The sequence below is a fragment of the Cerasicoccus sp. TK19100 genome (genome assembly GCF_027257155.1).
Taxonomy (GTDB): domain Bacteria; phylum Verrucomicrobiota; class Verrucomicrobiia; order Opitutales; family Cerasicoccaceae; genus Cerasicoccus; species Cerasicoccus fimbriatus.
The window spans coordinates 52,123-78,175 of the sequence record NZ_JAPWDU010000001.1 but is presented as its reverse complement, the minus strand read 5'-3'; the positions used below and the strand labels follow the sequence as shown (position 1 = coordinate 78,175).

At 56.7% G+C, this 26,053-nt stretch carries 24 protein-coding genes; 12 read left to right on the top strand and 12 right to left on the bottom strand.

Features of this window, described 5'->3' with window-relative positions:
• Positions 1 to 101: 101 nt before the first annotated feature.
• Positions 102 to 851: a thioredoxin-like domain-containing protein gene (locus O3S85_RS00310; protein WP_269536967.1), complete on the top strand. Its 750-nt coding sequence runs from the start codon at positions 102 to 104 to the stop codon at positions 849 to 851.
• Positions 852 to 999: 148 nt separating this feature from the next.
• Positions 1,000 to 3,483, top strand: a complete 2,484-nt coding sequence (locus tag O3S85_RS00305) for an InlB B-repeat-containing protein (protein WP_269536966.1) — start codon at positions 1,000 to 1,002, stop codon at positions 3,481 to 3,483.
• Here the strand turns inward: O3S85_RS00305 and O3S85_RS00300 are convergent.
• Positions 3,467 to 4,321 (bottom strand): hypothetical protein, encoded by an 855-nt coding sequence (locus O3S85_RS00300; protein ID WP_269536965.1) that lies wholly within the window; start codon positions 4,319 to 4,321, stop codon positions 3,467 to 3,469. The two genes, O3S85_RS00305 and O3S85_RS00300, sit on opposite strands and share 17 nt — an antisense overlap.
• A 120-nt stretch (positions 4,322 to 4,441) precedes the next feature.
• Between O3S85_RS00300 and O3S85_RS00295 the strand changes: the two genes are divergently transcribed.
• Entirely contained in the window at positions 4,442 to 5,377 is a 936-nt protein-coding gene (locus tag O3S85_RS00295) for a class I SAM-dependent methyltransferase (protein WP_269536964.1), read from the top strand.
• Between the two features lie 61 nt (positions 5,378 to 5,438).
• On the opposite strand, the gene fbaA is transcribed toward O3S85_RS00295, so the two are convergent.
• Positions 5,439 to 6,470, bottom strand: a complete 1,032-nt coding sequence (fbaA, locus tag O3S85_RS00290; protein WP_269536963.1) for a class II fructose-bisphosphate aldolase — start codon at positions 6,468 to 6,470, stop codon at positions 5,439 to 5,441.
• Positions 6,471 to 6,733: 263 nt separating this feature from the next.
• Here fbaA and O3S85_RS00285 point away from each other — a divergent pair, with 263 nt between their 5' ends.
• Entirely contained in the window at positions 6,734 to 7,801 is a 1,068-nt protein-coding gene (locus O3S85_RS00285; RefSeq protein ID WP_269536962.1) for a class I fructose-bisphosphate aldolase, read from the top strand.
• Between the two features lie 344 nt (positions 7,802 to 8,145).
• On the top strand, positions 8,146 to 8,748 hold the full coding sequence (locus O3S85_RS00280) for a PEP-CTERM sorting domain-containing protein (RefSeq protein ID WP_269536960.1): 603 nt from the start codon (positions 8,146 to 8,148) through the stop codon (positions 8,746 to 8,748).
• A gap of 99 nt (positions 8,749 to 8,847) precedes the next feature.
• Here O3S85_RS00280 and O3S85_RS00275 read toward each other — a convergent pair whose 3' ends face one another.
• Positions 8,848 to 9,738, bottom strand: coding sequence for a hypothetical protein (locus O3S85_RS00275; protein ID WP_269536958.1), 891 nt, complete (start codon positions 9,736 to 9,738; stop codon positions 8,848 to 8,850).
• A 60-nt stretch (positions 9,739 to 9,798) separates the two neighbouring features.
• Here O3S85_RS00275 and O3S85_RS00270 point away from each other — a divergent pair, with 60 nt between their 5' ends.
• Positions 9,799 to 10,965, top strand: coding sequence for a DUF7452 domain-containing protein (locus O3S85_RS00270; RefSeq protein ID WP_269536956.1), 1,167 nt, complete (start codon positions 9,799 to 9,801; stop codon positions 10,963 to 10,965).
• Between the two features lie 103 nt (positions 10,966 to 11,068).
• Here O3S85_RS00270 and O3S85_RS00265 read toward each other — a convergent pair whose 3' ends face one another.
• The 7 genes from O3S85_RS00265 to O3S85_RS00235 form a co-directional block, all read right to left on the bottom strand.
• Positions 11,069 to 11,272, bottom strand: coding sequence for a hypothetical protein (locus tag O3S85_RS00265; RefSeq protein WP_269536954.1), 204 nt, complete (start codon positions 11,270 to 11,272; stop codon positions 11,069 to 11,071).
• Positions 11,273 to 11,486: 214 nt separating this feature from the next.
• Entirely contained in the window at positions 11,487 to 12,434 is a 948-nt protein-coding gene (locus O3S85_RS00260; RefSeq protein ID WP_269536952.1) for an RluA family pseudouridine synthase, read from the bottom strand.
• A 3-nt stretch (positions 12,435 to 12,437) separates the two neighbouring features.
• Positions 12,438 to 12,914 carry a hypothetical protein gene (locus tag O3S85_RS00255; protein WP_269536951.1) on the bottom strand — a complete coding sequence of 159 codons (477 nt, stop codon included), beginning with the start codon at positions 12,912 to 12,914 and terminating at the stop codon, positions 12,438 to 12,440.
• Positions 12,915 to 12,976: 62 nt separating this feature from the next.
• The gene (locus O3S85_RS00250; protein WP_269536950.1) at positions 12,977 to 14,371 is read right to left on the bottom strand and encodes a sigma-54-dependent transcriptional regulator; all 1,395 of its coding nucleotides are present in this window, start codon (positions 14,369 to 14,371) and stop codon (positions 12,977 to 12,979) included.
• Positions 14,372 to 14,704: 333 nt separating this feature from the next.
• Positions 14,705 to 15,157: a transposase gene (locus O3S85_RS00245; protein ID WP_269536949.1), complete on the bottom strand. Its 453-nt coding sequence runs from the start codon at positions 15,155 to 15,157 to the stop codon at positions 14,705 to 14,707.
• Positions 15,158 to 15,391: 234 nt separating this feature from the next.
• Entirely contained in the window at positions 15,392 to 16,138 is a 747-nt protein-coding gene (locus O3S85_RS00240; protein ID WP_269536948.1) for a M48 family metallopeptidase, read from the bottom strand.
• Positions 16,104 to 16,790, bottom strand: coding sequence for a MazG family protein (locus tag O3S85_RS00235; RefSeq protein ID WP_269536947.1), 687 nt, complete (start codon positions 16,788 to 16,790; stop codon positions 16,104 to 16,106). Before O3S85_RS00235 ends, O3S85_RS00240 begins: the two co-directional genes overlap by 35 nt.
• A 322-nt stretch (positions 16,791 to 17,112) precedes the next feature.
• Here O3S85_RS00235 and O3S85_RS00230 point away from each other — a divergent pair, with 322 nt between their 5' ends.
• On the top strand, positions 17,113 to 18,090 hold the full coding sequence (locus O3S85_RS00230) for a ChaN family lipoprotein (RefSeq protein WP_269536946.1): 978 nt from the start codon (positions 17,113 to 17,115) through the stop codon (positions 18,088 to 18,090).
• Positions 18,091 to 18,154: 64 nt separating this feature from the next.
• Here O3S85_RS00230 and O3S85_RS00225 read toward each other — a convergent pair whose 3' ends face one another.
• A complete protein-coding gene (locus tag O3S85_RS00225; protein WP_269536945.1) occupies positions 18,155 to 19,540 on the bottom strand; it encodes a lactate racemase domain-containing protein in 1,386 nt (461 codons plus the stop codon).
• A 100-nt stretch (positions 19,541 to 19,640) separates the two neighbouring features.
• On the opposite strand from O3S85_RS00225, the gene O3S85_RS00220 reads away from it, so the two are divergent.
• From O3S85_RS00220 to rsmA, 4 genes are all read left to right on the top strand, one after another.
• A complete protein-coding gene (locus O3S85_RS00220; RefSeq protein ID WP_269536944.1) occupies positions 19,641 to 20,420 on the top strand; it encodes an EI24 domain-containing protein in 780 nt (259 codons plus the stop codon).
• Between the two features lie 54 nt (positions 20,421 to 20,474).
• Positions 20,475 to 21,266: an indole-3-glycerol phosphate synthase TrpC gene (gene trpC / locus O3S85_RS00215; RefSeq protein WP_269536943.1), complete on the top strand. Its 792-nt coding sequence runs from the start codon at positions 20,475 to 20,477 to the stop codon at positions 21,264 to 21,266.
• Positions 21,267 to 21,513: 247 nt separating this feature from the next.
• Positions 21,514 to 23,265 carry a B12-binding domain-containing radical SAM protein gene (locus O3S85_RS00210; protein ID WP_269536942.1) on the top strand — a complete coding sequence of 584 codons (1,752 nt, stop codon included), beginning with the start codon at positions 21,514 to 21,516 and terminating at the stop codon, positions 23,263 to 23,265.
• Positions 23,266 to 23,312: 47 nt separating this feature from the next.
• Positions 23,313 to 24,146: a 16S rRNA (adenine(1518)-N(6)/adenine(1519)-N(6))-dimethyltransferase RsmA gene (gene rsmA, locus O3S85_RS00205; RefSeq protein WP_269536940.1), complete on the top strand. Its 834-nt coding sequence runs from the start codon at positions 23,313 to 23,315 to the stop codon at positions 24,144 to 24,146.
• Here the strand turns inward: rsmA and O3S85_RS00200 are convergent.
• Positions 24,143 to 25,207, bottom strand: a complete 1,065-nt coding sequence (locus O3S85_RS00200; RefSeq protein ID WP_269536939.1) for a LacI family DNA-binding transcriptional regulator — start codon at positions 25,205 to 25,207, stop codon at positions 24,143 to 24,145. The genes rsmA and O3S85_RS00200 overlap by 4 nt on opposite strands.
• A gap of 108 nt (positions 25,208 to 25,315) precedes the next feature.
• On the opposite strand from O3S85_RS00200, the gene O3S85_RS00195 reads away from it, so the two are divergent.
• Positions 25,316 to 25,996: a hypothetical protein gene (locus tag O3S85_RS00195; RefSeq protein ID WP_269536938.1), complete on the top strand. Its 681-nt coding sequence runs from the start codon at positions 25,316 to 25,318 to the stop codon at positions 25,994 to 25,996.
• Positions 25,997 to 26,053 lie beyond the last annotated feature (57 nt).

Genomic DNA, 26,053 nt, shown 5'->3' with positions numbered 1-26,053 from the left:
CGCATGTCTGCCGCCTGTAAATTCTGATCCTGCCACAAACAGAAATTCGTTGCCAACGCAGTTAAATGTTATCACATTCACCTTAAGCTCTCCGCAACGCCATGAAACGATTTATCCCAATCCTCTCCGTGCTAGCCCTGCTCGCCAGCCTCACCGAAGCACGCCTTTGGAAAGACCAGGACGGCCGCGAAATGTCCGCAGACTATGTCGAGTCCTACGAGCGCGACGGCGTAAAAATGGTCGTTTTCACCAAGGGCGACGGCATGCGCTACCAGGTCCCACTCAGCCGCTTGAGCCAGGAAGATCAGGCCTATATCGCCAAAATCGAAGCCAATGGTGGAGTCGACCCGAGCGCATCCCCCACCACCAGCAGCGAACCCGCAATGACCTTAACCGCGTTTGAAGAAGCTATTTCCAAAGACCTCGTTATCGCTACGGGTAACCGCGTTGGCCGTCATGCTCCGGACGAATTTCAGCCCAAGCCTTACTACGCGATTTATTACTCCGCCCACTGGTGCCCGCCCTGCAAGAAATTTACCCCAAAGCTCGTCGACTTCTATAATGACTCAGCCGACGACAATTTCGAGATCATCTTCGTCAGCAGTGATCGCGACGAAGAAAGCATGGAAAACTACATGACGGAGTATTCCATGCCCTGGCCCGCCCTCGAATTTGACAAAAAGAAGCGCTCCAAGGAACTCACACAATTTAGCGCACGCGGTATTCCTTGCCTGGTCCTCGTCGACCGCAACGGCAAAGTCATCAAGCACAGCTACGAGGGCGATACCTACGTCGGCCCAACTAGTGTCATGAATGAGCTGGCCAACCTGCTTAAGGAAAAGCGTGGATAACTAGCCCACGTCAAATATGTCAATTGCCCCTAAAACGTAACAATCAATCTCTTTACGAGCGCACCGGACAATCTAATTTGATCTGGTGCTAAAGACTTTATTCAAATTTTCCACCCTCTGCCTCTGCGCCCTAACAGCGTTGTCCAACTTGCACGCTGCAGACTCCGACGACGACGGCTTCACCGACGCAATCGAAATTTATCGTGGGACCAACCCGAACGACGATGCAGATTTCCCACCATCTGGCCAAGTAACCATTTGGCCTGCAATCCCCGCCGGATATCACGCCAGTGCGGTGGATGTTGCTACGGAAAACGGACAATTCGTAGTCCTTGGTATCAACGGGCAAGTCGCTTCATTTAGCGCAAACGGCACGATCGAAAATACGGACTTTCTCAGCGATATTGTTGCGGTGGAGGCCGGGGTAAATTTCCGCTTGGCACTAGATACCCAAGGGCGCATCCATGCATGGGGCACTAATGGGAGCGTCATTAGCAGTACACCCACCGATACTGGCTATCGCCAGATATTCGCGGGTGTCAATTATGCCATGGCACTCAAAGAAGACGGAACCCTTGTCGGCTGGGGCCCCGATTACCCAGCACCGACTAGCGACCATCAAGCCCTAAAATATCGACGTGTAACCGCAGGCCTTGGCTTCGTCGTTGGCTTAACTTCGGAAGGTCAAGTGGTCGCTTGGGGCATCAACACCTACGGCCAAACAAATGTCCCCGCCAATTTGACCGACGTGGTGGACCTGGCCGCCGGTTTATCACATACCATCGCCCTTCTGGGAAATGGTGAAATCCGCAGTTGGGGTAACGATGTAAACGGCTCCCTGAATATCCCACCGAGCACATCCGCTGTAAAAATTGCCGCCAATTTATTTTCATCCATGTATGCCCAAGAGGATAATCAAGTGGTCGTCTGGAACAATCTGACGCTCTCGGATACACCCAGTTTTCAATTGCCGATTATCGATATGGATCTCGGCGTGTCGCATGCCGCCGTCATTTCGAATAGCGGACCTGTCGTCGTTGACACCCCCTTCTCTCATCTGGAAGTTGAGATAGGAGAAAGCTTTCGCCTCTACGCACTGGCGGAGCAATATGATCGAGCCATCTGGAGGCACGAAGGTGAAATTATCGAAGGTGCCAATACGCTTGAATACATCGACCCTTCTTTCAGCAGCGCCGATGCTGGTCAGTACGAAATTGAGGTATTCATTGGAGATACCAGTGCCCGGCGTTTCTTTACGGTGACGGGTATAGGTGCGCCAGTTATCCGCGTAAATGGGTTAACCACATACCGCTCCGCAGCGCCCGCCACGATATCCATGTCAACGACCATCCCCAATGGCTTGATTTTCTATACGCTCGATGGCACCTCCCCCAATCCCACTAAAAACGTCTACGCCACTCAGTTTTCACTCAATTCAAGCGCATTGATTCGGGCACGCACCTACACCCAGGATTTTGCCAACTATCTAGATGCCGAACCTGTACAGCTCGAAATTGTGCCCGCCTACACCATTTCTTTAGGCAACGGATCCGTAGGCTCCGCGATTAAATCTCCGAATAAATCGACCTATTTGGAGAATGATACTGTTCAGATCACCGCAACCCCCTCCAGCGGTTGGAAATTTGTCCGCTGGACGGGATCACTGGCCGGCGAGCCATCAAGCACCCACATTCAAGTTACCGCTAATATCGTCTCAACTCCGGTCTTTGGTGCCGATGTAGATGTCAGCGCCACGCCCGGTGGAAGCTACGCGCGCACCCTTCCGAACCCAGTGGAATATAATAGCAACCTTAGCCTGACGGCGATTCCTCAGACCGGCTTTTCATTCCTATATTGGCGCAAAAATGGAGTCACTCATTCCGCATCACCCACCATTTCAGTGAGAGTCAACGAGCCCAATCTAGCGTATCAGGCCGTGTTCTTCCAGGCATTCGAGTTACCCAATTCGGTCGACGTTGGACTCCATGAGCACGGATCAATCTCTGGTGCTGGAGAGTATGATGACGGCGAGCTTGCTACCATTCAGGCAACGCCAAACCTCGGCTATGTGTTCGTGGACTGGGTGGGAAAATTTGCCGGAAAAGCCAACCCATACACCTTCCAACCTGAAGGAGCTGAAACAGTGCAGGCGATCTTCGCACCAGATACGCGCGACTTCGACGGCGACACCCTCACCAACTACGAAGAGCTGATCATCTACGGCACCAAAATCGACGACCCCGACTCCGACAGCGATAAAATCCGTGACGACCACGAAATCGCGCTGTCGAAATATCTCGATCCCAACGAGGATAATAGCGACTTACTGGCTCTGGTTAACCAGTATGCGCCCGAGCTCGGACTCACCCCCATCAGCGAATTAATTGAAATCCGCGGCTTCATGGAGCCGCAGACGACGCAGTTCGACGGCACTTTCGCGCTCGAGTTCTGGCTTAGTGAATCCTCTGATCTCAACACTTGGACACCAGCCCCGCTGGACCGCCTAACCTACCAACTACGCCCCGATGGCAGCTTGTTAATCTATTTGGAGAGTGATTCCAACAGACGTTTCGCGCGCCTCCACGGCGCGCCACAAAGCGACGCCCCGCGACTCTTCAATACTTCGCAGTAATTGCCTGCAGGCGGTCCCACTCGGCGATGTAGCGCTGTAGGTGGTCGCGACCGGCGGCGATTTCGCTTTCGAGCAGCTCGCGGATTAGCCGTTGTTCCGCCTCGTATTCCTGAGTGTTCAATAAACCGCTAAAGTGGGCCATGCGCGCCCAGAGCAAATGCGTCGTGAAGGCGTCGAACTCATTGTAGTCGACGACCTGCTTGACCTTGCCCAGCTCGATTAGCGCCCAGACGTTGTCCCCGGAGACATCCACCTTGCCCGGAATACCGCAGATCGTCGCTGCCTCGTGCAGTCGTGGCGTATTCTGGCCGCGAGCGAGCGCGAATTGCAGGTCTACGTGGTAATCACTGGCGGTGGAAAAATAGTCGGCCCCCTCCCAGGGCTTATCTGGGCGCTCTCCAAAGCCAAAGCCTGGCAGTCCGTTGACCACAGCGCGCTGCGCCAAGATCGGCACGTCGGCGTTGCCCGAGTTGAAGCCGACCAACTGCGGCTTGCTCCGGCCAATGCCTTTAATGAACGCCTCCAGCAGCACGCGCTCCTTGCACTTCTCGGGGTCGAACGGATCGCTCGGCAGCGACACCAGCTTGAGCGAGACTTTGCCGTCTTTGTCCACCTCGCGAAAAATACCGGCAATGGTGACGATGCGACAAAGCATGGTCTTCACCCACGGCCGCGGATACTCCTCCGTAGCCCCCGCCTCTTTCCACATACGGCGGTAGGCGTCAGGAATACTGTAGGGCGGGTTATACTCCACGCCGTAAAGCGCCTCAGCCGCCATCGGATCGGGCGTCCATTCAATGTCAAAAGAGAGTAAGCGTGGCTGGATGGTCTTGATCACGGTATTTAGCAAATGGCGGATAGCGCAGACATTGCAAACGCTATTGTAACCGCGAACCCCGATTGATCCATCACCAAATGTTAGTGACTTCCACTAAACGTATCATTAATCTGTTATTCCATGTCGGTATTGAAAAAATCGTATGACAAACATGGCAATCACTACAATCAAAGTGCATCGGAAAATCTCGATGGCTGGCTAAGAACAGACACAGCTGACCACTGGCGCTACGAACGAAAATATGAGCTAGTAAATGCATTTAGCCATCATCCAGATTGGACTTGGGTCACTGTCGGCGATGGCAGATTGGGCTTGGATTCAGTCAACATTAAGAAACGCGGAATCAATAGCGTGCTTCCCACTGACATTGCAGATTCACTGCTAATTAAAGCTAAGGCAGAAGGTCTCATTGAGGAATATTCATGTGAAAATGCCGAAAATTTATCATTCGAAGATGAATCATTCGATGTAGCATACTGCAAGGAAAGCTATCACCACTTTCCCCGCCCGACGATTGCTCTTTATGAGATGCTTCGAGTGGCCCGTAGAGCAGTCATCTTAGTGGAACCTCGAGACTACATGATTGATGGCTCCAAATATCACCCCAGGGGTCCGAAGGGACTCATGAAAGATTTCATCAAATGGATTCGCGCACGCCTTAATCTGCCAGAAAAGGAAATCCCACTTTCGCAACGTTATAACTTTGGTGATGAGGCTAGTTACGAAGAAGTAGGCAATTATATCTTCACTATTTCATCTCGTGAGATTGAAAAAATTGCCCTCGGCCTAAACTTACCTGCTGTAGCCTTTAAGGGACTCAATGATTATTACGATCCTATCCTGGGATCTGAACCAAAGGACGACTCCTCTGAATTATTCCGCGAAATGAAAGAGCGGATAAAAGATGCCGATGAAAAAGTCGCTGCTGGGTATGGAACTACGAGCATGCTAATGGCGATAATATTCAAGCAAAGTCCTGATGCTCAAACCCGAGAATACTTATCAAAGACAGAGTGGGTCTTAAAAGACCTCCCCAGAAACCCACACCTCAAATAGCAGCCAAAACAAAAGCCGAGCCCGCGAACGGACCCGGCTTGGGGAAAATCTGGCAGCCTGATTAGACGGTGCCGAAGATGGTCTTGCCGGTGGAGCAGAGGTCGTCGCAGCACTGCTGCATGCGCTCGGCCATGCTCTTTTCCGCCTTTTTCAGGTAGCTGCGCGGGTCGTAGGTCTTCTTGTTGCCCACTTCGCCGTCGATCTTGAGCACGCCTTCGATGTTGGTGCAGATGTGGTTCACAATCGGGCGGGTGAAGGCATACTGCGTGTCGGTGTCGATGTTCATCTTGATCACGCCGTATTCGAGCGTCTCGCGGATGTCGCTGAGGTCGGAGCCGGAACCGCCATGGAAAACGAGGTCCATGAATGCGCCTTCACCATGCTTTTCGACGACTGCCTTCTGGCCATCACGGAGGATGGTCGGCTTCAGCTTAACGGCACCGGGCTTGTAAGCGCCGTGGACGTTGCCAAAGGTCGCGGCGAAAATGAAGCGGCCAATCGGGTTGAGCGCCTCGTAAACTTCCACCATGTCTTCAGGGGTCGTGTAGAGCTTGTCAGCGGGCAGACCAGAGGTGTCGTGGCCGTCTTCTTCGCCACCGACGCAGCCGGCTTCAACTTCGAGGATGATGTCCAGCTCGGCGCATTCCTTGAGGAGCTTCTTGGAGATTTCCAGGTTCTCAGCCAACGATACGACGGAACCGTCGAACATGTGGGAGTTAAACAGCGGGCCCTTGCCCTCTGCCTTGCGCTGGCGGGAGGCTTCAAGCAGCGGCTTCAGGAAGCTATCAACCTTTTCCGGGTGGCAGTGGTCGGTGTGCAGGCCAACGAGCACGTCATACTTCTCGGCAAGGCGGTGGGTGGCTTCGGCGAGGATGATCGCGCCAAAGGCGGCGTCTGCTACGCTCAGACCGGACGCGAACTGGCCGCCGCCGGTGGAAACCTGGATGATGCCGTCGGACTTGGCGTCGGCAAAGGCCTTGAGCGCCGCGTTGATGGTCGTGATCGAAGTAACATTGACGGCCGGGTAGGCGTAATTGCCTTTCTGGGCGGCGTCGATCATCGCTTCGTACTGCTTCGGTGTTGCAACTGGCATGAGTGCTTTTGGTTTAGGTTTTTGCTGAAAGAAGCTGGGCAGCGTAAAGCGTGCCAAGGGGGAATCAATACCAATAAGGTCCTAACATTGTTATATTAGCGGAGCCTTATTCAGCAATGCCGCCGCTAATCGCCACCCAATCGTCACCAGAAAACACGCCATTTGCCTCCCCTGCCCCGATTCCTTTCTTGTGCGACCGGCGCGGCCCGTATTAAATAGTGGTGAGATTACCCTCATTTCGCAAACCACCAACCGCACCTACCATGATCGACCAGATCCAAGAATACCTAGGCGACGACGCCGACTCGCTGCTCAACCACGAATGCAAAACGATCTCCAAGGACCGCCTTCACCTGCCCGGTGGCGATTTTGTTGACCGTATTTTCGCCTCCTCCGACCGCAATCAGCGCGTGCTGAACAACCTCAACTGGCTCCTGCACACCGGTCGTTTGGCGGGCACGGGCTACCTGAGCATTCTGCCCGTCGATCAGGGCATCGAGCACAGCGGCGGCGCTTCATTTGCCAAAAACCCGGACTACTTCGACAGCGAAAACATCGTCAAGCTGGCCATCGAAGGCGGTTGCAACGCCGTCGCCTCCACCTATGGCGTGCTCGGCTCAGTGGCGCGTAAATACGCCCACAAGATTCCCTTTATCGTCAAAATCAACCACAACCAGCTGCTCTCCTACCCAAACCAGGCCGACCAGATTATGTTCGGCACGGTCGACCAAGCCTTCGACATGGGCGCGGTCGCCGTGGGTGCCACGATTTACTTCGGCTCCGAGGAGTCCAACCGCCAGATCATCGAAGTCTCCGAAGCCTTCCACCGCGCGCACGAGCTCGGTATGGCCACCATCCTCTGGTGCTACCTGCGCAACCCAGCCTTTAAAAAGGATGGGGTCGACTACCACGTCTCAGCCGACCTGACCGGACAGGCCAACCACCTGGGCGTCACGATCGAGGCGGACATTATCAAGCAGAAGCTCCCGGAAAACAATGGCGGCTACAAGGCGCTCAATACCGGCAACAGCAGCTACGGTAAGCTCGACGAGCGCATCTATACCGAGCTGACCACTGACCACCCGATCGACCTGACCCGCTATCAAATCGCCAATTGCTACATGGGCCGCCAGCCACTGATCAACTCCGGTGGTGCATCTGGCTCAAATGACTTTGGCGATGCCGTGAAGACCGCCGTGGTTAACAAACGCGCGGGCGGCGCGGGCCTCATTTCGGGACGCAAGGCCTTCCAGCGCCCCATGGCCGAAGGCGTAAAACTGCTGAACGCGATTCAGGACGTCTACCTGTGTAAAGAGGTAACGGTGGCCTAAAACCGCAAAATTCTTCGTAGTAATCAAAGATGAACCGCCGATCCAAACTGGGTCGGCGGTTTTTATTACCCACGGCACGATACGGGGTCCAATAACCGATTAGGCAAATACTTGAACTGCCCTATCGTCTTTTTGCCAGTGTAGTCGCTGCTATAGGTCAGACTCCAATGCCGGCATATTCTATTGTCTGAATCCGTTTCTCATAATCTCCAAATCCATCCATACATCTTACAATCTACTTTAAAAAGAGCATTAATACCTAATCCTAATCAATTACTAAATGTATGATTAATGGAATATTAATCCTCATTGACATTAGGCTGCAAACTGCACATGTTAGTAGGGTGAAAAGCTCAATTCTACTACTTAGCTGCCTCCTGACAGCACATATTTCTCAGGGTATCGTGATCATCAAGGCCTACGAGGATGGCGGCAACGTCGTCTTTGAAGGTAATGGCTCGCTCGATATGACGGGCGCTGTATACGTTGACACAGTCTCCACCGGGACGCTCCGAGTCAGACCAAACGCTGCGCAATTTCAAAGCTTGGGTCAGGCACCCGGCAGCCCCAATGTTGACCGCTACTCATTGGCAGGTCCCAGCGCGCCCGGCGCATTTGGCACCGGCGGCACGGCGGTCACCACTGGCACGCCCACCGGTGACAACTTCGGCTTGCGTAACAATGGTTTCTGGGTTCCCGAAGGCTATTCCAGCAATGACCCCATATCCTTTACCGCCACCTTCACCGGCGTGGACTTCAGCCCGGCCAGCCTTGGCATGACCCGTGGCACCAGCTACACTTGGACGCTGGATAGCGGCGATACCATTGTGCTGAATGTCATCCCAGAGCCCACGACTTACATTGCCGTTGGTGGATTCGCCGCCCTGGCCTTCTTCGTGTGGCGCCGCCGGAAATCCGCTACAGCGACCAAGTCAGCTACCGCCTAACGGCCTCGCAACAAACTTTAGAACGAAACAACCGCTGGCGTTCCTGCCAGCGGTTGTTTTTTTTAAAACTTGCGAAAGTTTGGACGAATGCGCCCTAAACTAGAAAGCGTAGCTCAGGCTAAACTTGCCGTATACAGTGTCTTCGGGGCCCATATCGATATTCGCGAAACCAGTGGTGCCGTCATTGTTCGCGGTGTAGCTAACGCCGAGGCCGACCTTTGCATTCTTGAATGGCGTCCAGTTGATCTCCAGTGAGGTCAACACATAGGCATAACCATTCTGCCATTTGCCACCAGCAGGCGGTCCGCTATCGCCGAAGTAAGAATTCGCGTTCAGGTAACCGGCGCGGGCCTCGGCAAAGAGATCCCAATTCTCGGCTAAATTCCACTTTTCGGAAACGCCAAACACGCCCTGAACCTGCTCCAGTTGGGTGTCGTAAACGAAATAAGCCGCTGGTTGCAGCATGAAGTCACCAATGAATCCGAGGTATAACTTACTGCGATACCAAGAACCAAAACCGTTGGGCTGACCTTCACCGAAGCTATTTTTATCGTAGAGGCCAAAACCGCCGCCGACATCAATGTCGATATTCTCCATCAGGTGGTATTTCCAGCCGCCGACGCCATTGAATTGCTTCGCGTATTGGCTATCGAAAGGTAATACGCCGGAGAAGGTGCCATAACCATCACCGCCGAACAGTGGGCCGCTGGTGGAGAAGCTGGGCACAATCGTGTCGCGCGCGATGCGCTTACCCACTGAGGCGTAGGAGGTATAATACGTCACACTCGGGACATATTGGTGATCAGCGGGATCGCCCATAATACGCTCACCGTTGAAGCTGATGAAGCTGTCCCAGGCTTCGGTGTTGACCTTGAGCGGTTCACTGGGAGCGGCCGATGCGTAGTCGTTCGCGGGTTGGCCGTCCTGCGCCATGAGCGCAGTGGCTGCGGTGACGTAAAGTATTGAGGCGGAGAGAGGTTTTATTAGCATGCGATTCATCAAATTGCTTTTACCGCTCGAAGCAATCTTGTTTCAGCCTCACTTTCCTCAATGTCCCCTCCCTGTTTCAGTCAACTCTTCACGATTGGCCTAACTGCCATACTGTGCGCCCTCAGCATTCCGTTAAATGCTGCCCTGGAAGCATTTACCCACACGGCAACGGCTGAAAACACCACTGCGAACGCCACCACACTGGACCACGCTACGACCAACGACCGCCCACAGCATTTACTCCTGATTACCGGTAATCTCGGCGAGTTGAACCCCCACCATCTGCGCGCGCGCTACGATACCGTTTCCGATCGCTGGCAGGTTATCAATGAGGACGGTGCCCCCATGACGCTCGGCGCAAAGTTCAACGTCCTCGCGGTCGACCCGGCCTCCAAGCATGCCTTCCGCGTGACCGCTTCGTCGAAGAATCGCACGCGGGGAGGCATCATGGTTTCCCACCCGGCGAGCGATTTCAACCCCACCGCCCGGCTGTTTGTCACGACTCAGGATTCCGAAACACCGCCCATGGGAGCGCTCAGCACAAGCTACAACGGCGTTTACTGGATCATCCAGCGTGAAGACGGCCAGCCGATTCCCGATGGTGCACGCTTTAACGTGATCGCAGTTCAGGAGGGCAAAACCGAGTCCCTGGGCATGACCCCATTTAAGGCCTTTGCCGACACCCACACGATCGACATTGGCAACACCCGCAACAACGCCACCGCGATCAAATACATCGACTCGCAGGCCAAGCTTTTTGTGTTCCGCTACCGCACCGGCCCGGGCGAAAACGCGGCGGCTCCCGTGCTCCGCTACGATGGCTCCGATTGGCAAATCCTTCACCACGACTACTCCCCCCTTGAGCGACACGAAGTCTTCAACTGCCTCCACATCACCCCGTCTTACGCCGCCACGGAAAGAGTGGACGCGGGTAATCTAAACATCGGTTGGCTCATCATCGACAATCGGGCCAGCTATGCCGCGCGTTTAAAGTTGGACTTTCTGCTCGAAAACACGCCCCGCAGTCTTTCGACACCGGTCCTGCAACCCGGAAGCAAAATCAGTATCCGTGTACCCGAACGCGCCGTAGAGCTAAAGCTGACCGGAGACATCACCGATGGGAAAACCATCCAAAGCCCGATCAATGAACGATTCGATGCCATCCCCAATGCGACCCTCCGATTCAGCGGCGACTTACAGGCACCCAAATGGGAGCTGGTGGAATAACCCGCGTTTAAAATCACCTCCGCTTCTCGGTGAATATTGAAAAAGTAGAAGGCCGCGACTCTAAGTGAATCGCGGCCTTCTGGAGGGGAGGGTTGGGAAGAAACTAACGCCCAAACAGGTATTCCATTAGTTGAGAAGCCGCTTGATGCACCACCTGATCCTTCTGATAGAAAGTCCAGGCGATACCAAGTACTACTAGCATGAAAATCGCCGCGCTACCACATAACCAACGCCAGAAGACGTCTTTGCGAATGCGATGACCATTGATATTGATATGAACGGAATTGCGGCGGCGAATGTAAGACATGAGAGGGGGAATTGAGATTAACTGGGGAACCAAGGAAATCTAAGTGTTAGGCCTTAGGTTGGGGTGTCGATTCTTAACGGTATTGTAACCTAATCAGGACACTACACTACCCTCAATTTTGAGGGCATTTCAACAATAAAATCGATGCAAAGCGGTCTAATTAGTGTAAATAATTCACACAATCGTTTAATCTGAATAAGGCATTAAGCCTACATTAAGCTTGGCGCAATGCTTCGAGCTGCGACTCAAAGGCCGCCGGTCTTTCCGCCTCGATGACCAGGCTCTCTCCCGTCTCGGGGTGCGGGAGCTCGAGCCGCGCGGCGTGCAGATAAATGTCCGTCGCCTTACGCTCCCCTGCCCTGGGCTGATAGCCGTAGATTTTATCACCTAACAAAGGCATTCCCAGGTGGCCCATGTGCACGCGGATCTGATGCGTGCGCCCGGTGTGAATCCGGCAATGCACGAGGCAATGGTGGTGGCTCAGCCGCTCGACGACCTGCCAATCCGTGTGCGCGGGCCTGCCATCCTCACGCACGGCCATGCGCGTGCGGTAAAAAGGATCGCGCTCAACCGGCTCCAGTATACTCCCCGCCTCCAGCTGTGGTGAGCCCGCGACAATGGCAAAATACTCCTTCTTGGTCGCCCGCTCGGCGAAGGCCTTAACCAGGTTATAGTAGGCCTCGTCGGTTTTGGCAAAAACGATGACGCCCGTGGTCGGCTTGTCGAGCCGGTGGACCACGCCAGGGCGGTCCTCGCCGCCAGCTTGCGCCAGCTTACCGCCAGTGTGGTGGAGCAGCGCGTGGCAGAGCGTCGGTGGCTCCACCGCAGCACCGGGGTGGGTCACGATACCCGCCGGCTTATTGATCGCCACCAGGTGCTCGTCCTCAAACAGCACTTCCAGCGGATATTCAATCGGCGTGACCTTGGTCGACGGCGGCTCCGGCAGGAAAACCTTGAGCACATCGCCCTCGGCCACCTTTACCTTGCCCGCCGTCGGCGAGTCATTGAGCGAAACCTTGCGCTCATCGAACAGGACTTTGAGCCTCTGTCGGCTCCAATCGGGCAAGGCACGGGCTAGCGCCTTATCGGCGCGGCCACCGGCATCCTCCGGGCTGGCGGTGATTTCCACCCATTCGCCCGGAGGCTGCGTATCGTTTTCCAAAGCTTACATTCCTTTCTTACGCAGTTCGACTTCGAGCGCGGTCTGGAACTCCATGATGTCGTCTTCGGACGGGCGATAGCCGGGCGTCGGCCCGGGGATCAAGCCCAGTTGGCCCATCTGATCGACTTGCCAGCCCATGCTCTCTCCGTCGGAGAAAGTCACGGTGCCGCTGACCATCGCTCCGGGGCGCTGAACCGGGTCGACCTCGACCTTCACTTGGCCACTGCCCGACGGCCCGTCGTCCACCAGGCTCGCCTCGGCGTCAACGGCCGGTTTGTCGTTCGCAGTCGCGTCCAGATCGGCCTTGGGGGCGTTCTTGTCCACGAGGTCCAACTCGAGATCATCCACGAGGAAGCGAACTTCCATGTAGGTCATCTGCGCGCCAAACTCGCTCTCGAGCTTGCGCTGAATTTCCGCCAGGCCTTCGCCTGCGGCAACCCATTGGGAAACCTGCTGTTTCTGTTCGTCCGTTAAATCCATGATCGTGTCAGTGAAACATTCCCACCCCGCGAATCAACAGCAATCCGCAGTTTCCCCATAACTCAGGCCTGCGTGTCCAGCTCCGGCCAGCGTGCGAGCTTGCGGTGGAGCGTCCGGCGGGAGATGCCCATGAGCTGCGCGGCCTTGGTGCGATTGCCATGGGCTTCCTGCAAAGCGCGGCGGAGCAGTCGCTTTTCGCTTTCTTCTTTGGAAAGGGGTGGCGTTGCCTCGCTGGTGAAAGCCGCGCCCTTCCCTGCTCCGTCCGTTGCACGTGCGGCAGCTTCGCCACTGCCCAGGAACCGCGGGTCCAGATCGTATTCCGTAATCTCTCCGCCGCGCTTCATCACCACGACGTTCTCGCAGAAGTTGCGCAGCTCGCGAATGTTGCCGGGCCACTTGTAGCCCTGCAGCGCCTTCATCGCGGACGAGGCCAGGCGCGGTGCGGGCAGGCTATTCTCCTCGGCGAACTGGTGGATAAAGTGATCGAGTAGCAGCGGGATGTCGTCATTGCGCACCCGCAGCGGCGGCAAGGTTAACGGCACCACGCTGAGGCGGAAGTAAAGGTCCTCGCGGAATTTGCCCGCATCGACCTCGGCGCGCAGGTCGCGGTTGGTCGCGCAAACCAGGCGCACGTCTACCGGGATCGGCTTCATGCTGCCAAGGCGCTCCACGGTGCGCGTCTCCAGAAAACGCAGCAGCTTTACCTGGGTCTGCGCGTCGATTTCGCCAATTTCGTCCAAGAAAAGCGTCCCGCCATCGGCTGCCTCGAAGCGCCCGATGCGCCGCTCATTCGCCCCCGTAAAGGCACCCTTCTCGTGGCCAAACAGTTCGCTTTCCAGCAGGTTCGCCGGAATCGCGGCGCAGTGCACCGGCACAAACGGGCCCCGGCTACGCGGGCTGTTTTGGTGGACCATTTGCGCGACGAGCTCCTTACCTGTGCCAGTCTCGCCGTAGAGCATCACGGTGGCCTTGGTCGGGGCGACCTGCTTGACCTCTTCCAGCACCTGCTGCAGCGGCGCGCTGTTGCCGATGATGCCTTTAAAGCTGAATTTGCGGTCCAGCCGCTCGTGCAGCTCCACATTTTCCTGCTCCATCTTGCGCCCCTTGATCGCGCGCTTAATGACGATTTCCAGCTTCTCAAGATTCAGCGGCTTAGTGACGAAATCATAGGCACCGCGCTTCATCGCTTCGACCGCAGTTTCCACATTACCATAGGCCGTCATCATGATAACGATCGGGCGGTAAGCCATGCCCACAGCCTTGTCGATGACCTTGAGGCCGCTTTGCCCGGCCATGCGTAAGTCGGTCAGCACGACGGTAAACTCGTCCGCATCGAGCAGGCGAAAAGCCTCCTCGGCATCCCGCGCCACGGATACTTCGTAGTCGTCTTCAAACGCCGCCATAAGGCCGTCACGCGTGTGCTTCTCGTCGTCGACGATGAGGAGGCTGTGCAACATAGCGAGTAATCTGCCAAACTTCGCCCCCCGGCGCAAAGGCAAAATAGCGCCATATTGACCCTATCAGACTCCGGGAGCAGATACCTCGCTCACCGCCCGTCTCACAGCCGCCCCAACGGCATCAAAGCATATAAATGCTGAGAAAATCAATTTTGCCATACACTGAGGATGGACATCAAACTCTATCCAAAGAATTCCATTCAGTAGCGCCAACGGCGCGGCTCGCATACTAGCCTAGGGCAAAGGTTGCTCAGCAACCGTAGTCCTAGGTAATTAAGGTAATTACAAGATGGAGCGCCAACGGCGCGGCGGCATCATCACAATGCACCACCTTCACCCCCAGACATACTTTTCATCGAATGCCAGCCCATACTTGCGCAACAACCGTCGATACTCATCCTGAAATGTTTCTCTACGATGATGCTCTTTTTGGTCATTGATGTATTCGATCAATGAAGGCAAGTGGCTTGGGCTAATTGAAAACACCCCATAACCGCGCTGCCAGGCGAAATTTGCATACTGCTCTCCTTGAGTTTTGATCCATCGGGACGACTCCGTCTTCACATGCTCAATCCACACGCTCTGGGAAACTTCACGTGCTAAACCCACCGCAAAATGAACATGGTCTTCCACACCACCAACACGAAAAGTTACGCAATTTAAACCACGGGATATTGATGCCAAGTAGGCGTGAAATGCTTCCATGACACCATCATCGATATACGGGTACCGATCCTTTGTCGAAAAGACGAAATGCACCAATACAGAGCTAAGAGATTGCGGCATATTCCACGTAGCATGCGACCGCACCGTTGGCGCTCAATTCATATTTCTAAACAAATTTACCTAGGCCTCCAGTTGCTTCGCAACCTTCGGCCTAGGCTAATATGCAATCGCACCTTTGGCGCTACCGATCGGCATCTAGGCAAATAGCGGAACGATTGCCCTATCTACTAGCCATACACCGATATTCAGTTTCAAACATTTCGCGAAAACCTCGCCTAGATATGTAGTTCGGAATCACAGCCGCCCCAACGGCATCAGCTTGGCACCGGCGGGGTTGAGCTGCTCATTGTGCGCGTCAGTTTGGGGGTCGTAGGCGCGGAGGAGGTTCCAGAACTTGCTTGAGTGGTTCATCTGCTGGACGTGCGCGAGCTCGTGGTAAATGACGTGGTCCTGCAGGTTGGCGCGCAGAAGCACCAACCGCCAGTTGAGCGAGATCGTGCCGCTGCTGGAGCAGCTGCCCCAACGCGTGGCCTGGTTGCGCACGCTGACGCGCTTGATGCGGGCACCGACTTGATTGGCCAACTCCATAGTGCGCTTTTCAATAACTTCTTGCGCGAAGGTACGGACCAGCGCGATCAGGTTTTCCTCGACGTCTCCCTCGGCGCGGATGCGGAGCTCCACCTCGTCGTTGTCGGTCGAATAAACATAGAACGGCTTGGCGCGGGTAAAGCCCTGGCTCAGGCGCAGCGCCTTGCCCATGGCGTAGAGCCGCGGGTGCGTCTCCAAATAATCCTTGAGCGAGGTGCGTGTCGGGTGCTCGCTGAGGTTGCGCATCAGCCAGTCGCCCTGACTCCGGAGAAACTCCAGCGCCTCGACAAACGCACAGCGCCACGGCACGGAAAGCAGCGCGTGGTTGTGCCGCCCGATGCTCAGCCGTATGTAACGCGCCCGCCGGGAGCGGCGGATCTCGTAGGGCACCATCAGGGCGCCTTGGCTGGTATCAACTTCAACCAGCCGGAGACTGTTCTGCTTCTGTGACACGTTCGGCAATGGCGCGCTGCGTCTCACTGGCGTGGCGGCGAAGCGCGGACTCGGGATCAATGCCTGCCTTGCGGCAAGCGGCGGCAAGCTCAAAGAGCGCGCGTCCGGCGTGCTCCTCGGTCAGACCATCGGCCAATTCATTAACGGCGGCCGTGGAAAATTCATCAGCGACGGGCAGCTCTTTCTTGTCGATCTGCTTGTAAACATTGAGCGCATAGCGCAGCGCGGGCAGTTGGGGCGGCAGGTGTTTGAACGGGCCGTCTTCCAGCGGACGCAGGCCGTTCTTCTTTTCCTCCTCCTTAATCTCCTCCCACTTTTTCAGGACGGCGTCGGAGTCCTTCAAATCCAGATCACCGAAGACATGCGGGTGGCGGCGCACGAGTTTTTCGTTAATATCAGCCGCGACCTGATCGAAGGTAAAGCGCCCCTCCTCCTCAGCCATCTGCGTGTGCATGATCACCTGCAGCAGCACGTCGCCGAGCTCTTCCTGCATGTGCTCGTAGTCGAGGCGGTCGATGGTATCGAGCAGCTCGGCGCACTCCTCCACGAGGCAATCGCAGAGCGTCTGGTGCGTCTGCTCAATGTCCCACGGGCAACCGCCCGGCCCGCGCAGGCGGGAAACTGTTTCGCGTAAATCGTCGATCGAAGCCATATTTGCTCAACTTCATAAGCTAAGCTTTGCATCGCCACAACCCCGTTTTTCGCGGGAAAAGCCAACTTCACGACCAAGCCTTTTCCCCCTGCGGCATCATCCGGAGTTTGGCTATGCCTTTCGCGGCAGTTTGCCCATAGGTTTCGTGACAGTTTCCTATACCTTTCGTGACAGTTTAACTATGGGCAAACTGTCGTGAAACCCAGGTGTATTGTGGCTGTTTGACTATAGTCATCGTGTCACGAAACCTATGGGCAAACTCCGGCGAACATTCCGCAAAGCAGTTATTGAAATCCATTCTCAACCGCACACACTGCCCAGCATGCAAAAGATGACTCCTATTTCGTGGCCCTATTTTATGCTTTCGCTGCTCGCCGTGGCACTGCTCACCGGTTGCGCGACCAGCAGCCAACCAGCAGCCAAAGCGCCGGGGCCAGACTGGGTGATCTACGACGCCAAAACCGGCACGCCGGTGAACTGGATTGCCATGAGCAACGGCGTCCTTGCGGCCGACGTCATTCTCTGGGGAGAGCAACATAACGACGTCATTGGCCACCACTTGGAGCAGCGACTGGCCAGCGACCTCCTCAGCGCGCACCCCGATGCCGCCATTGCGATGGAAATGCTGGAGCGCCACGAGCAGGTGTGGATCGACCTCTACCTCGACGGCCAAATCGAGACCGCCACGCTGATCGAGCTCACCAACTCGGCCAACTGGGGCGGCGGCAAAAACACCTGGTCTGCATGGTATCAGCCCATCATCGACGCTGCCAAAAAACAGCGCCCGCACGGTGCCGCCGTCATCGCCGCCAATGCCCCGCGCGAATACGCCCGCGCCGCCCGCCTGGAGAATTACGAAACCTTGCAAGCCGCGATCAACGCACACCAACCACCCTTCGCCGTCGTGCCCGATGAGTCCGTCAACGACCAAGCTTACCACGACCGCTTTGTCGGCATGATGACCGGCCATGGCCATGGTCACGGCGAGGCTCCGCAGATTGACGCCCAGGCCTTCCTTCGTGCCCAGCGCGTGTGGGACGCCACCATGGCCAACGCTGTCGTCACCGCCAAGGAGTCACACAGCAAGGTCCTCCTCTTCATCGGCGACTTCCACATCGCCAACCTCGGCGGCACCCTGCAACGCATCAAGCACCAGGCACCAAGCCTCCAAGTGGCGACCATCAGCGCCGTCGCCCAAGCCGACCCCGAGCAATGGAACCCCGACGACGCCACCCGCGCCGATTACGTGATCTACACGGCCAAACCCGTCACCCCGGATGGGATGACGATGGTGGAGTAGCCAGCGTTGATAGGAAATTCACAGCCCATTGCTTTGCCAACAAGCTGCCCCAACGGGGCAAATATTAATCCTTCAACGGAATCCCATACGGGCCGTCCTTCAGATAAGCCACGCGGAGGGGTTCGTCGCCATCGTGCCGGGCGAACAGTTTGGCCAGCGCTTTCTTGAACAGCTCGGGGATCAGTTTTTCAGGATCAGCGCCGGTGGTGTCCACGTCAGCCAGCGCGGCGAGACGTTCACCGGCGCAGACGCGGTAATCCGCCTCGGTGAACTGCGGGCTGTAGTAATGAAAGTGATCCAGCGGAATCTTCTTAAAGAGCCGCGCCCACATCTGCACCTGCCACTGCTCGGGGATGAATTTCCAGTCCGGCGACAGCAGCGTACGCTCCAGCGCGTCGGGGCCGCTGAGCTTGAGAATCTGCAACACCGTCCGGTAAGCCAGGCTGCCGACGACGTCTGTGTCCGTCGTGTCCGCAACCATCAGCACATGCCCGCCGGGCTTGACGATGCGCGCGGCGACGGTGCCTGCCTTCGCGGCTTGATAGTGGTTGATGCCGACGAAGCCCGCGTGCGTGAGCACTACGTCGTATTCGCCGGACCACGGCACAGCGGTGTAGGTTTTTAAATGCTCTACGGCGGCCTCGTGTGCATCTTTCAGGTGGCCCGCAAAGACACCCGTCAGGTTAAACTCGTGGTCGAGGGTGACGTTAACAATGAAGTCCGCCCCGGCCTTGCTCGCGACTTCAAACGACTCCTCGTGGCAAGGGTTGCCCGCGAGCTTGAGATCGGTCGTGTTGGGGTCGGCCATCATTGGCGCGCCATGGAACACAAACGTGCTCGCCTCCCCGATAATGCCCGGGCAAATCGACTTACGCCCGCCCGAGGCCCCGGCCATGAAATGGCTCTCCACGAGGCCGGTTAAAATCTTGATGTCCGCGTCGAGGTAACGTCGGTTGATATACGTCTCGCTGCCGCGCCGGGTCTTGCCGAGGTAGGTCAGGTATTCCGTTTCCTGGCAGTCGTGGTTGATCACGCGCACACCGGCCTCGAGCACACGTGCATCGATCATCCAGCCGATCTCGTCCTTGGTTAGCCCGCGGTGCATGCCCGTGGCGACGAGCACCATGATCTTCTCCGCTCGGACCTCCTGCTTGAGCAAGCGCTCCACAATCGGCCATAGGATGCCGGACTCGCCACGATACGGCACGGGCCGGGTGTTGTCGGAAATCACGATCACCGCGGACGGGTCTTTGCCCAGCGACTTCTTGTGCGCAATGACGGCATCGAGCCCCGGGCTGCCAATGGCGTTGTCCAGCGCATCCTGTACGGCTTGTCCCGGGTTCTCCAGCGCCACCGGCGTCCCCATCGAGAGCACCTCAACATTCTCCGGAAAGTTGAGGGCAATATTCTTTGCGCCAAAGGGCAGATGCACGGGCTGGAGGGTATTCATGACGAAATATTCAATCGCATGGTCCATGGGCGTCAATCCGCTTCAAGCGCAAAGCCTTGCTAATTAACATCGGCTAATCTACACGAGAATCCGCGCTATCATGAAATGCATTCGCCATCCCATTGCTGCCTATCGGCGGGCTCACCAGTTGCTCTGGAAAATGCAGTTCTGGAAAATACTAGTTTGGCCAGTGTTGATCTCCATAGCGCTGACGGTGCTGCTGTTTGTGGGCTACCTGGCGATGGGTAATTGGTTGTTCAGCGAGGTTGAAGCCTTCTTCTTTGGCGAAGAGCAACTGCCGGCCTGGCTGCGGGCGATTTTTTGGCTGCTGCTGGTGGTCCAGTTTTCAGGGCCACTGTATGTGGCGTTTCGCGGCTTGGTCCTGATTTGCTACGGGCCGTTTCTCGACACGCTTTCGACCAAGATCGAGCGCGCGGAACAGGGCAAAGTCATGGAAACCGAGCGCACGCTGTGGGAGTCCATCCAGCGCCCGCTGCTGATGTTTATCTGGACCTTTTCCGCGTCAATTGGCGTGCTGCTGGCGAGCGTCGCGCTCGGCTTTATGCCGCTGGTGGGTGTGTTGCTCGGCATGGTCATTCAGTTTCCCATTCAGATGTTTCTCAGCGGCGTCTCCTACATCGACCCGTATATGGACCGCGCGGGCTACACGCCAAGAGAGTCCTTTCGCGCCATCCGGCAGCACTTTGCGGGCTCGGCGATTTTCGCCATGCTCGGGCTGCTGATCCAGGCCATTCCGGTCGTCGGCTGGTTCGTTGGCCCGACGTATTCCGTGGTCGCCGGGGTGCTCTACGGCATCCGGATCGATAACGACAACACTGCCGCGCCTGCCACGGCACCAGAAACGATCGGCGAAAAGTAGCGCCTCCCGCCTTGCCAGCGGCACGGGAATGCGTTTCATTCGCAGGTTTTCATCATGGACAAACTTGCCGAGATCATGGCGCACAAGCGCCTCGAAATGGAACACCGCATCCGCCCGGTGCGCGAGAGCGAGCTTAGCCGCCTGGCGCGCAACCACACCGGCAAGACCTTTGCGGAGGCACTGCTCGCGCCAAAAGGGCTGGCCGTGATTGCGGAGATTAAGCGGCGCTCGCCGTCGGCTGGGCAAATCGCTGAGCTGCCCGACGCCACCGAGCAAGCCCGCAAGTATCACAACGCCGAGGTCGACTGCCTCTCCGTGCTGACCGATGAAAAATACTTTGGCGGCAGCCTGCAAGACCTGTGCAACGTCACGGATTTCCTCAGCGACCACCGCCGCGACATCCCCTGCCTGCGCAAGGATTTCTTCATCCACCCGGTGCAGATTGTCGAAGCCGCCGAGGCCGGCGCGAAGTGCATTTTAATCATCGTCCGCGCGCTGGAAGACGACGAGATCGACCGCCTTTACGACGCCGCCCAAGCCGCGGGACTAGACGCACTGTTTGAGGTCCACACCGAACGCGAGCTGGACCGCGCGCTCGAGTTCAGCCCAAAGATTGTCGGCGTGAACAACCGCGATCTCAGCCGTTTTGTGACCGATATCGGCATCTCTGAAAAGATCATTCCGCAAATGCCCGACGACGTCATCCCCGTCAGCGAAAGCGGCATCTTCAGCGGCGACGACGCAGCACGCGCCCGAGCTTGCGGTGCCAAAGCGATTCTCGTCGGCGAGGCCCTGATGAAACAGGACGATCCGACTGAGCTGGTGGAGGAGTTTCATTCGGCTTAGCCTTAGGCCGCCCAGAGGAGTGGTTGCATTTGCCAATGGCAAATCTGACGGTCCAGCAGGATGCTGGCGGCTTGTCAGGAGACTGCGCCCTACCTTTCCTACTGACCGCGATCAGCCCTGCTGAAAAGTACACCTGGTGAATAATTAGTTGCGGAGCTTGCAGGGCGCGCAACGGCTGCTTCTATCCGTTGGCCTCCCTGGGTTTATCATGGGATTTCCCGGCAGGAGGCTTATTGCTGAGGCTCTCATGCCAACATTAGCAGCAATTTCTCAAGAGCCGCGTAAGCCGCTCATTCCCACTCCGCGTCACCCGCTCGGCGGCAAAGCGCGAATCCTTTTAACCTCCGTCTTCGGGCCCTACGCGCAGGACGACGAATACGGCAGCCGCAAGCTGAACCCGATGGAGCTTTACCACAACCAGGTAACGCGCACGCAGGGGCCATTTTCGCTGCGCATGTTTCACCGCAGCTGGGGCATCATGATCATCCAGGCGAACATCCAGGCACCGTGCACACTGCTGGATTTCCCAGTCCAGGATCGCTTTATCGAAGAGATCAAAAACAACGAATACGACGTGATCGGCATCACCGCGATCACACCAAATATCCTCAAGGTAAAACACATGTGCAAGCTGATCCGGAAGCATCAGCCCAAGGCGACCATCGTCATCGGCGGGCACATTTCCAACATCCCGGATTTGCGCAAGCGTGTAGACGCCGACTTGATTTCCCGTGGTGACGGCGTGCGCTGGTTCCGCGAATACCTGGGCGAAGATCCCGACCGCCCCGTCAACCACCCTGCGACCTTATCCGGCTTCGGCGCACGCACTGCGGGATTGAGTTTAAACCCCAAGCCGGGCGACACCGCCGCGACCCTGATACCCTCAGTCGGTTGTCCGCTCGGCTGTAATTTCTGCTCTACGTCGGCCATGTTTGGCGGCAAGGGCAAGTTCATCAATTTCTACAATCAGGGCGATGAATTATTCGCCATCATGAGCCAGCTTTCCGAGCGCTTGCAGACGAATAGTTTCTTCGTGATGGACGAGAATTTCCTCTTTCACCGCAAGCGCGCACTGCGACTGCTGGAGCTGATCGAAGAGCACGACAAGGCGTGGTCACTGTACGTCTTTGCCTCGGCGAACATCCTGCGCAGCTACAAGATCGAGCAGCTCGTGCGCCTCGGCATCAGCTGGGTATGGATGGGCATCGAAGGGCGCAACAGCCAGTATAAAAAGACCAAGGGCATCGACACCTTCGAGCTCGTCAAAGAGCTGCAGTCGCACGGCATCCGCGTCCTGGGGTCGACCATCATCGGTCTGGAAGAACACACCCCGGAAAACCTGCCCGCCGCCCTCGACTACGCCGCCGCGCACGATACGGACTTCCACCAGTTCATGCTCTACACGCCGATCCCCGGCACCGCGCTTCACCGCCAGCTCACCAGCGAAGGCCGCATGAAGGACGAGAGCACGTTCAATCCGGCTGATATCCACGGGCAACTGGAGTTCAATTACCACCACCCAAGCATCCCCGCCGGCTCGGAAGGAGACTGGGTCATCCGCGCATTTAACCACGACTTCGCTGTCAACGGCCCGAGCATCCTGCGCATCGCGCGCACCACACTGGCGGGCTGGAAGCGCTACGCCGAGCACGCAGACCAGCGCATCGTGCGCCGTTTCAAGCAGGAGGCCTCCAGCCTGGCCACGACTTACCCGCCCGTCATCAAGGCGGCGATCAAGCACTTCAAGGGCAATGTCGAGGTGCAGGATCGCCTGCGCGCCTTGCTCAAGGATTTGCAGGATACGTTTGGGTTGAAGGCGCGCTTGTCCGGCTTGGCCAGCCCGTATGTTTCCCACCTGATTAAAGCAGAGGCCAAGCGGTTGGCCAGCGGCTGGACCTACGAACCGCCCACCTTCTACGAGCGCAACGAATACCACGACAACGCCAAGATCCCGCTCTGCAATTTTGCAAAGCCGTTGTGTAACGCGGTGACAGCCTAAACAGAAAAATGCTCGCCTGACATGGCGTGGCGCTGCTGAATGCCGTCATGCCATTGTCGCCTTCAGAAACGCGCACCCTGCTCGAAAGCCTCGGGCATCGGCCCAATAAACGCCTCGGCCAGAACTTTCTGGTCGATGGCAACATCGTGCGCAAGTCCCTGGAGCTGGCTAACGTCCAAGCCGGCGACAAAGTCGTCGAGGTCGGGCCCGGGCTCGGCACCCTATCTGCCGCGCTGTTGGCTGCCGGTGCCGAAGTGTGGGCGGTCGAGTTTGACCAGCGTCTGCATGCCAACCTCGACGCGACACTCGCCCAGGAAAACCCGGAGCAATTCCACCTACTGCATGGCGACGCCGTGGACCACCCGCGCGCAGACTTTGCATTGCAAAGTAATTTCAAGATCGTCGCCAACTTACCCTACGCGATCTCCACTCCCTGGATGGAAAAGGTCCTCGCCGGTCCCCTGCCCGACTGCATGGTGCTGATGCTGCAAAAAGAAGCCGCCGACCGCTTTACCGCCGCGCCCGGACAAAAGAACTACGGCGCGATATCTATTTTTATCGAGGCGGCCTACCAGCGTAAACCCGGGCATAAAGTATCGCGGCAATGTTTTTACCCGGCACCGGATGTCGACTCCACATTGCTTCATTTGGAGCGGCTGCCCGATGCGTTTCATTTCAACCGCGCGCAACGCGAAACCATCCGCAGCATTTTTACCCAGCGCCGCAAGCAGATCGGCAGCCTGGTGAACAAGCACCCCCGCAGCAACGAGCTAAAGCCCTGGCTCGCCGAACTCGCGCAAATGGAGATCCCCGAGACAACTCGCCCTGAGGCCATACCGCTTGAAGGCTGGCGAAAATTACCAAGTCTGGCTCAGGATTAAACAGGTGGCGACGGCGCGGCCTTAACTTTGTCCTGCAAAGTTTCCCCATCCACCCACTCGGGGCGAATGATCGTCTCCAAATAATTCTTATGCGGGCCCCGAATGCCGCGCCGCAGCATTTGCTCGATCAAATCAAGCGCGTGGTCGGCCATCACCTGCATACTCGCACGCCAACCACACACCGGAGCCTCGGCATCTTGCAGCGTCACGAACGCCACATCCTCCGGGACTGATAAGCCGCGAGCGGCCAACCAGTCCAAATGCCATGAACCATACCCCACAACAACATCCGGTTGATACTTCTTTAACCAACGCAAAAAGGATGCGCTACGCGCTTGCTTCTCTAGCGACACATCGCTGAACAAAGGGATGCGGCGCTCGCTTGGCACACCCTCGAGCAAGCCGGCTGAGACTTCGCCCATCACCCGCTCGTCCGGGTGAGTGTGATCGAATCGAGCCTTGATCAAGCCGATCCGCTGATAGCCTCGCTCAGTCAGCATATCCCACGTTCGCTCAAGCACCTCAGTGATGTCGTAGCGCACGATGTGGCAGGGAAATTCCTGCACCCGCCGATCATAGCTCACCAAGGCAAACCGCGACAGCGCCTCCACGTCCAGCGAAGTTTCCCAGGACAACGCTTCAAAAATCAGCGCGTCGTAGCCTCGATTGTAGAGCTTGTTCAGCAGGCTTTCAGCGGGGCCGTCATGCGTCAGATCAAAATGCTCGACTTGGAACCCCCGCAGTTTGCCAGCTTCTACCGTCGCACGAACGGCGGGTGTTTTGTAAGGCGCATAGCGTTGGTAATTCGTGAGCACCGCCACCTTAACCAGGCTATGGTTTCGACGTGCCCCGCTTTGCCGGAGCGAGGCAGCGGTCAAGTCCGGCCGATACCCCAAACGCTCAATCGCGGCCTCCACCTTTTGCCGCGTTTTTGCCGAAACGCTGCCCTGCCCGGAGGTGACTCTCGAAACCGTCGCCGTGCTCACGCCAGCCTCACGCGCGACCTCCTGAACGGTTAACCGCCCAGATTGATCCTCGGTATTTTTGCGTGAGCCCGCCATAATTGTAATCGATTACATTTCTGCCGATTTGCGCCAGCGTTTTCAATAGCTAAAGTAATCGCAAAGTTCACTCACCCCATTCAACAACCCAATAACCTCGATCAGTCCATGAAACTCACGATCCCATTTGCAATCCTTGCGGCTACCACCGCAGCGGCACAAGTCCAGATAGTCACCTATGATTTTGACGGTGGCGCGGCCGCGCCAACCACGATCACCAGCAACGCCAATGCGCTGGACTTTGAAGTAATCACCGACCCGGCGGGCCGCGGTGCCATTTCGTCCAGTAGCGATGCCGCTTACATCTTCGTGAATGCCACCGGCAGCACGCAAGCCGAAGCCTTGGACGGTGATAGCTACTTTACCTTTACGGTGAATGCCGACCCTGGTTTTCAGCTCGATCTTAGCTCCGTTGGCTTTAACTACGGCATGTATAAGAACGCCGGCGGAGCCATTGCTTACAATGTGTATTTGCAGTCCAGCGTTGACGGATTTGGCAGCACTCAGGCAATTCTGTTTAGCGAGGGCAACACCATTGTCGAAAACAGCACCCAAACCATCAGCAGCGGAGCTATTTCGCTCAGCGCCCCCGAGTATCAGGGACTGTCCTCGATCACTTTCCGCATTTCCTATTCGGATGATACGAACTCGACCAACAGCAACAACGTGCGAGTCGACAACGTAGTGCTGAACGGCAATGTATCGGTCATCCCAGAGCCAGGCCACTACGCCGCAGGCCTTGGTGCCATGGCCCTGCTTGGCCTCTGCTGGATCAAGCGCCGCCGCTAAACGCACGAGCGCAAATCGTTTTTTCTCATAACAGCAAACGCCTGGGTGGCGTCTGCT

Bases quoted from the DNA above. Each gene is read 5' to 3' on its own strand.
- trpC (WP_269536943.1), top strand. From the start codon at position 20,475: ATGGACAAACTTGCCGAGATCATGGCGCACAAGCGCCTCGAAATGGAA.
- O3S85_RS00255 (WP_269536951.1), bottom strand. From the start codon at position 12,914: ATGGATTTAACGGACGAACAGAAACAGCAGGTTTCCCAATGGGTTGCC.
- O3S85_RS00225 (WP_269536945.1), bottom strand. From the start codon at position 19,540: ATGAATACCCTCCAGCCCGTGCATCTGCCCTTTGGCGCAAAGAATATT.
- O3S85_RS00220 (WP_269536944.1), top strand. From the start codon at position 19,641: ATGAAATGCATTCGCCATCCCATTGCTGCCTATCGGCGGGCTCACCAG.
- O3S85_RS00245 (WP_269536949.1), bottom strand. From the start codon at position 15,157: ATGCCGCAATCTCTTAGCTCTGTATTGGTGCATTTCGTCTTTTCGACA.
- O3S85_RS00295 (WP_269536964.1), top strand. From the start codon at position 4,442: ATGTCGGTATTGAAAAAATCGTATGACAAACATGGCAATCACTACAAT.
- O3S85_RS00235 (WP_269536947.1), bottom strand. From the start codon at position 16,790: ATGGCTTCGATCGACGATTTACGCGAAACAGTTTCCCGCCTGCGCGGG.
- O3S85_RS00210 (WP_269536942.1), top strand. From the start codon at position 21,514: ATGCCAACATTAGCAGCAATTTCTCAAGAGCCGCGTAAGCCGCTCATT.
- O3S85_RS00275 (WP_269536958.1), bottom strand. From the start codon at position 9,738: ATGCTAATAAAACCTCTCTCCGCCTCAATACTTTACGTCACCGCAGCC.
- O3S85_RS00265 (WP_269536954.1), bottom strand. From the start codon at position 11,272: ATGTCTTACATTCGCCGCCGCAATTCCGTTCATATCAATATCAATGGT.
- O3S85_RS00250 (WP_269536950.1), bottom strand. From the start codon at position 14,371: ATGTTGCACAGCCTCCTCATCGTCGACGACGAGAAGCACACGCGTGAC.
- O3S85_RS00270 (WP_269536956.1), top strand. From the start codon at position 9,799: ATGTCCCCTCCCTGTTTCAGTCAACTCTTCACGATTGGCCTAACTGCC.
- fbaA (WP_269536963.1), bottom strand. From the start codon at position 6,470: ATGCCAGTTGCAACACCGAAGCAGTACGAAGCGATGATCGACGCCGCC.
- O3S85_RS00195 (WP_269536938.1), top strand. From the start codon at position 25,316: ATGAAACTCACGATCCCATTTGCAATCCTTGCGGCTACCACCGCAGCG.
- O3S85_RS00310 (WP_269536967.1), top strand. From the start codon at position 102: ATGAAACGATTTATCCCAATCCTCTCCGTGCTAGCCCTGCTCGCCAGC.
- O3S85_RS00200 (WP_269536939.1), bottom strand. From the start codon at position 25,207: ATGGCGGGCTCACGCAAAAATACCGAGGATCAATCTGGGCGGTTAACC.
- rsmA (WP_269536940.1), top strand. From the start codon at position 23,313: ATGCCATTGTCGCCTTCAGAAACGCGCACCCTGCTCGAAAGCCTCGGG.
- O3S85_RS00285 (WP_269536962.1), top strand. From the start codon at position 6,734: ATGATCGACCAGATCCAAGAATACCTAGGCGACGACGCCGACTCGCTG.
- O3S85_RS00230 (WP_269536946.1), top strand. From the start codon at position 17,113: ATGCAAAAGATGACTCCTATTTCGTGGCCCTATTTTATGCTTTCGCTG.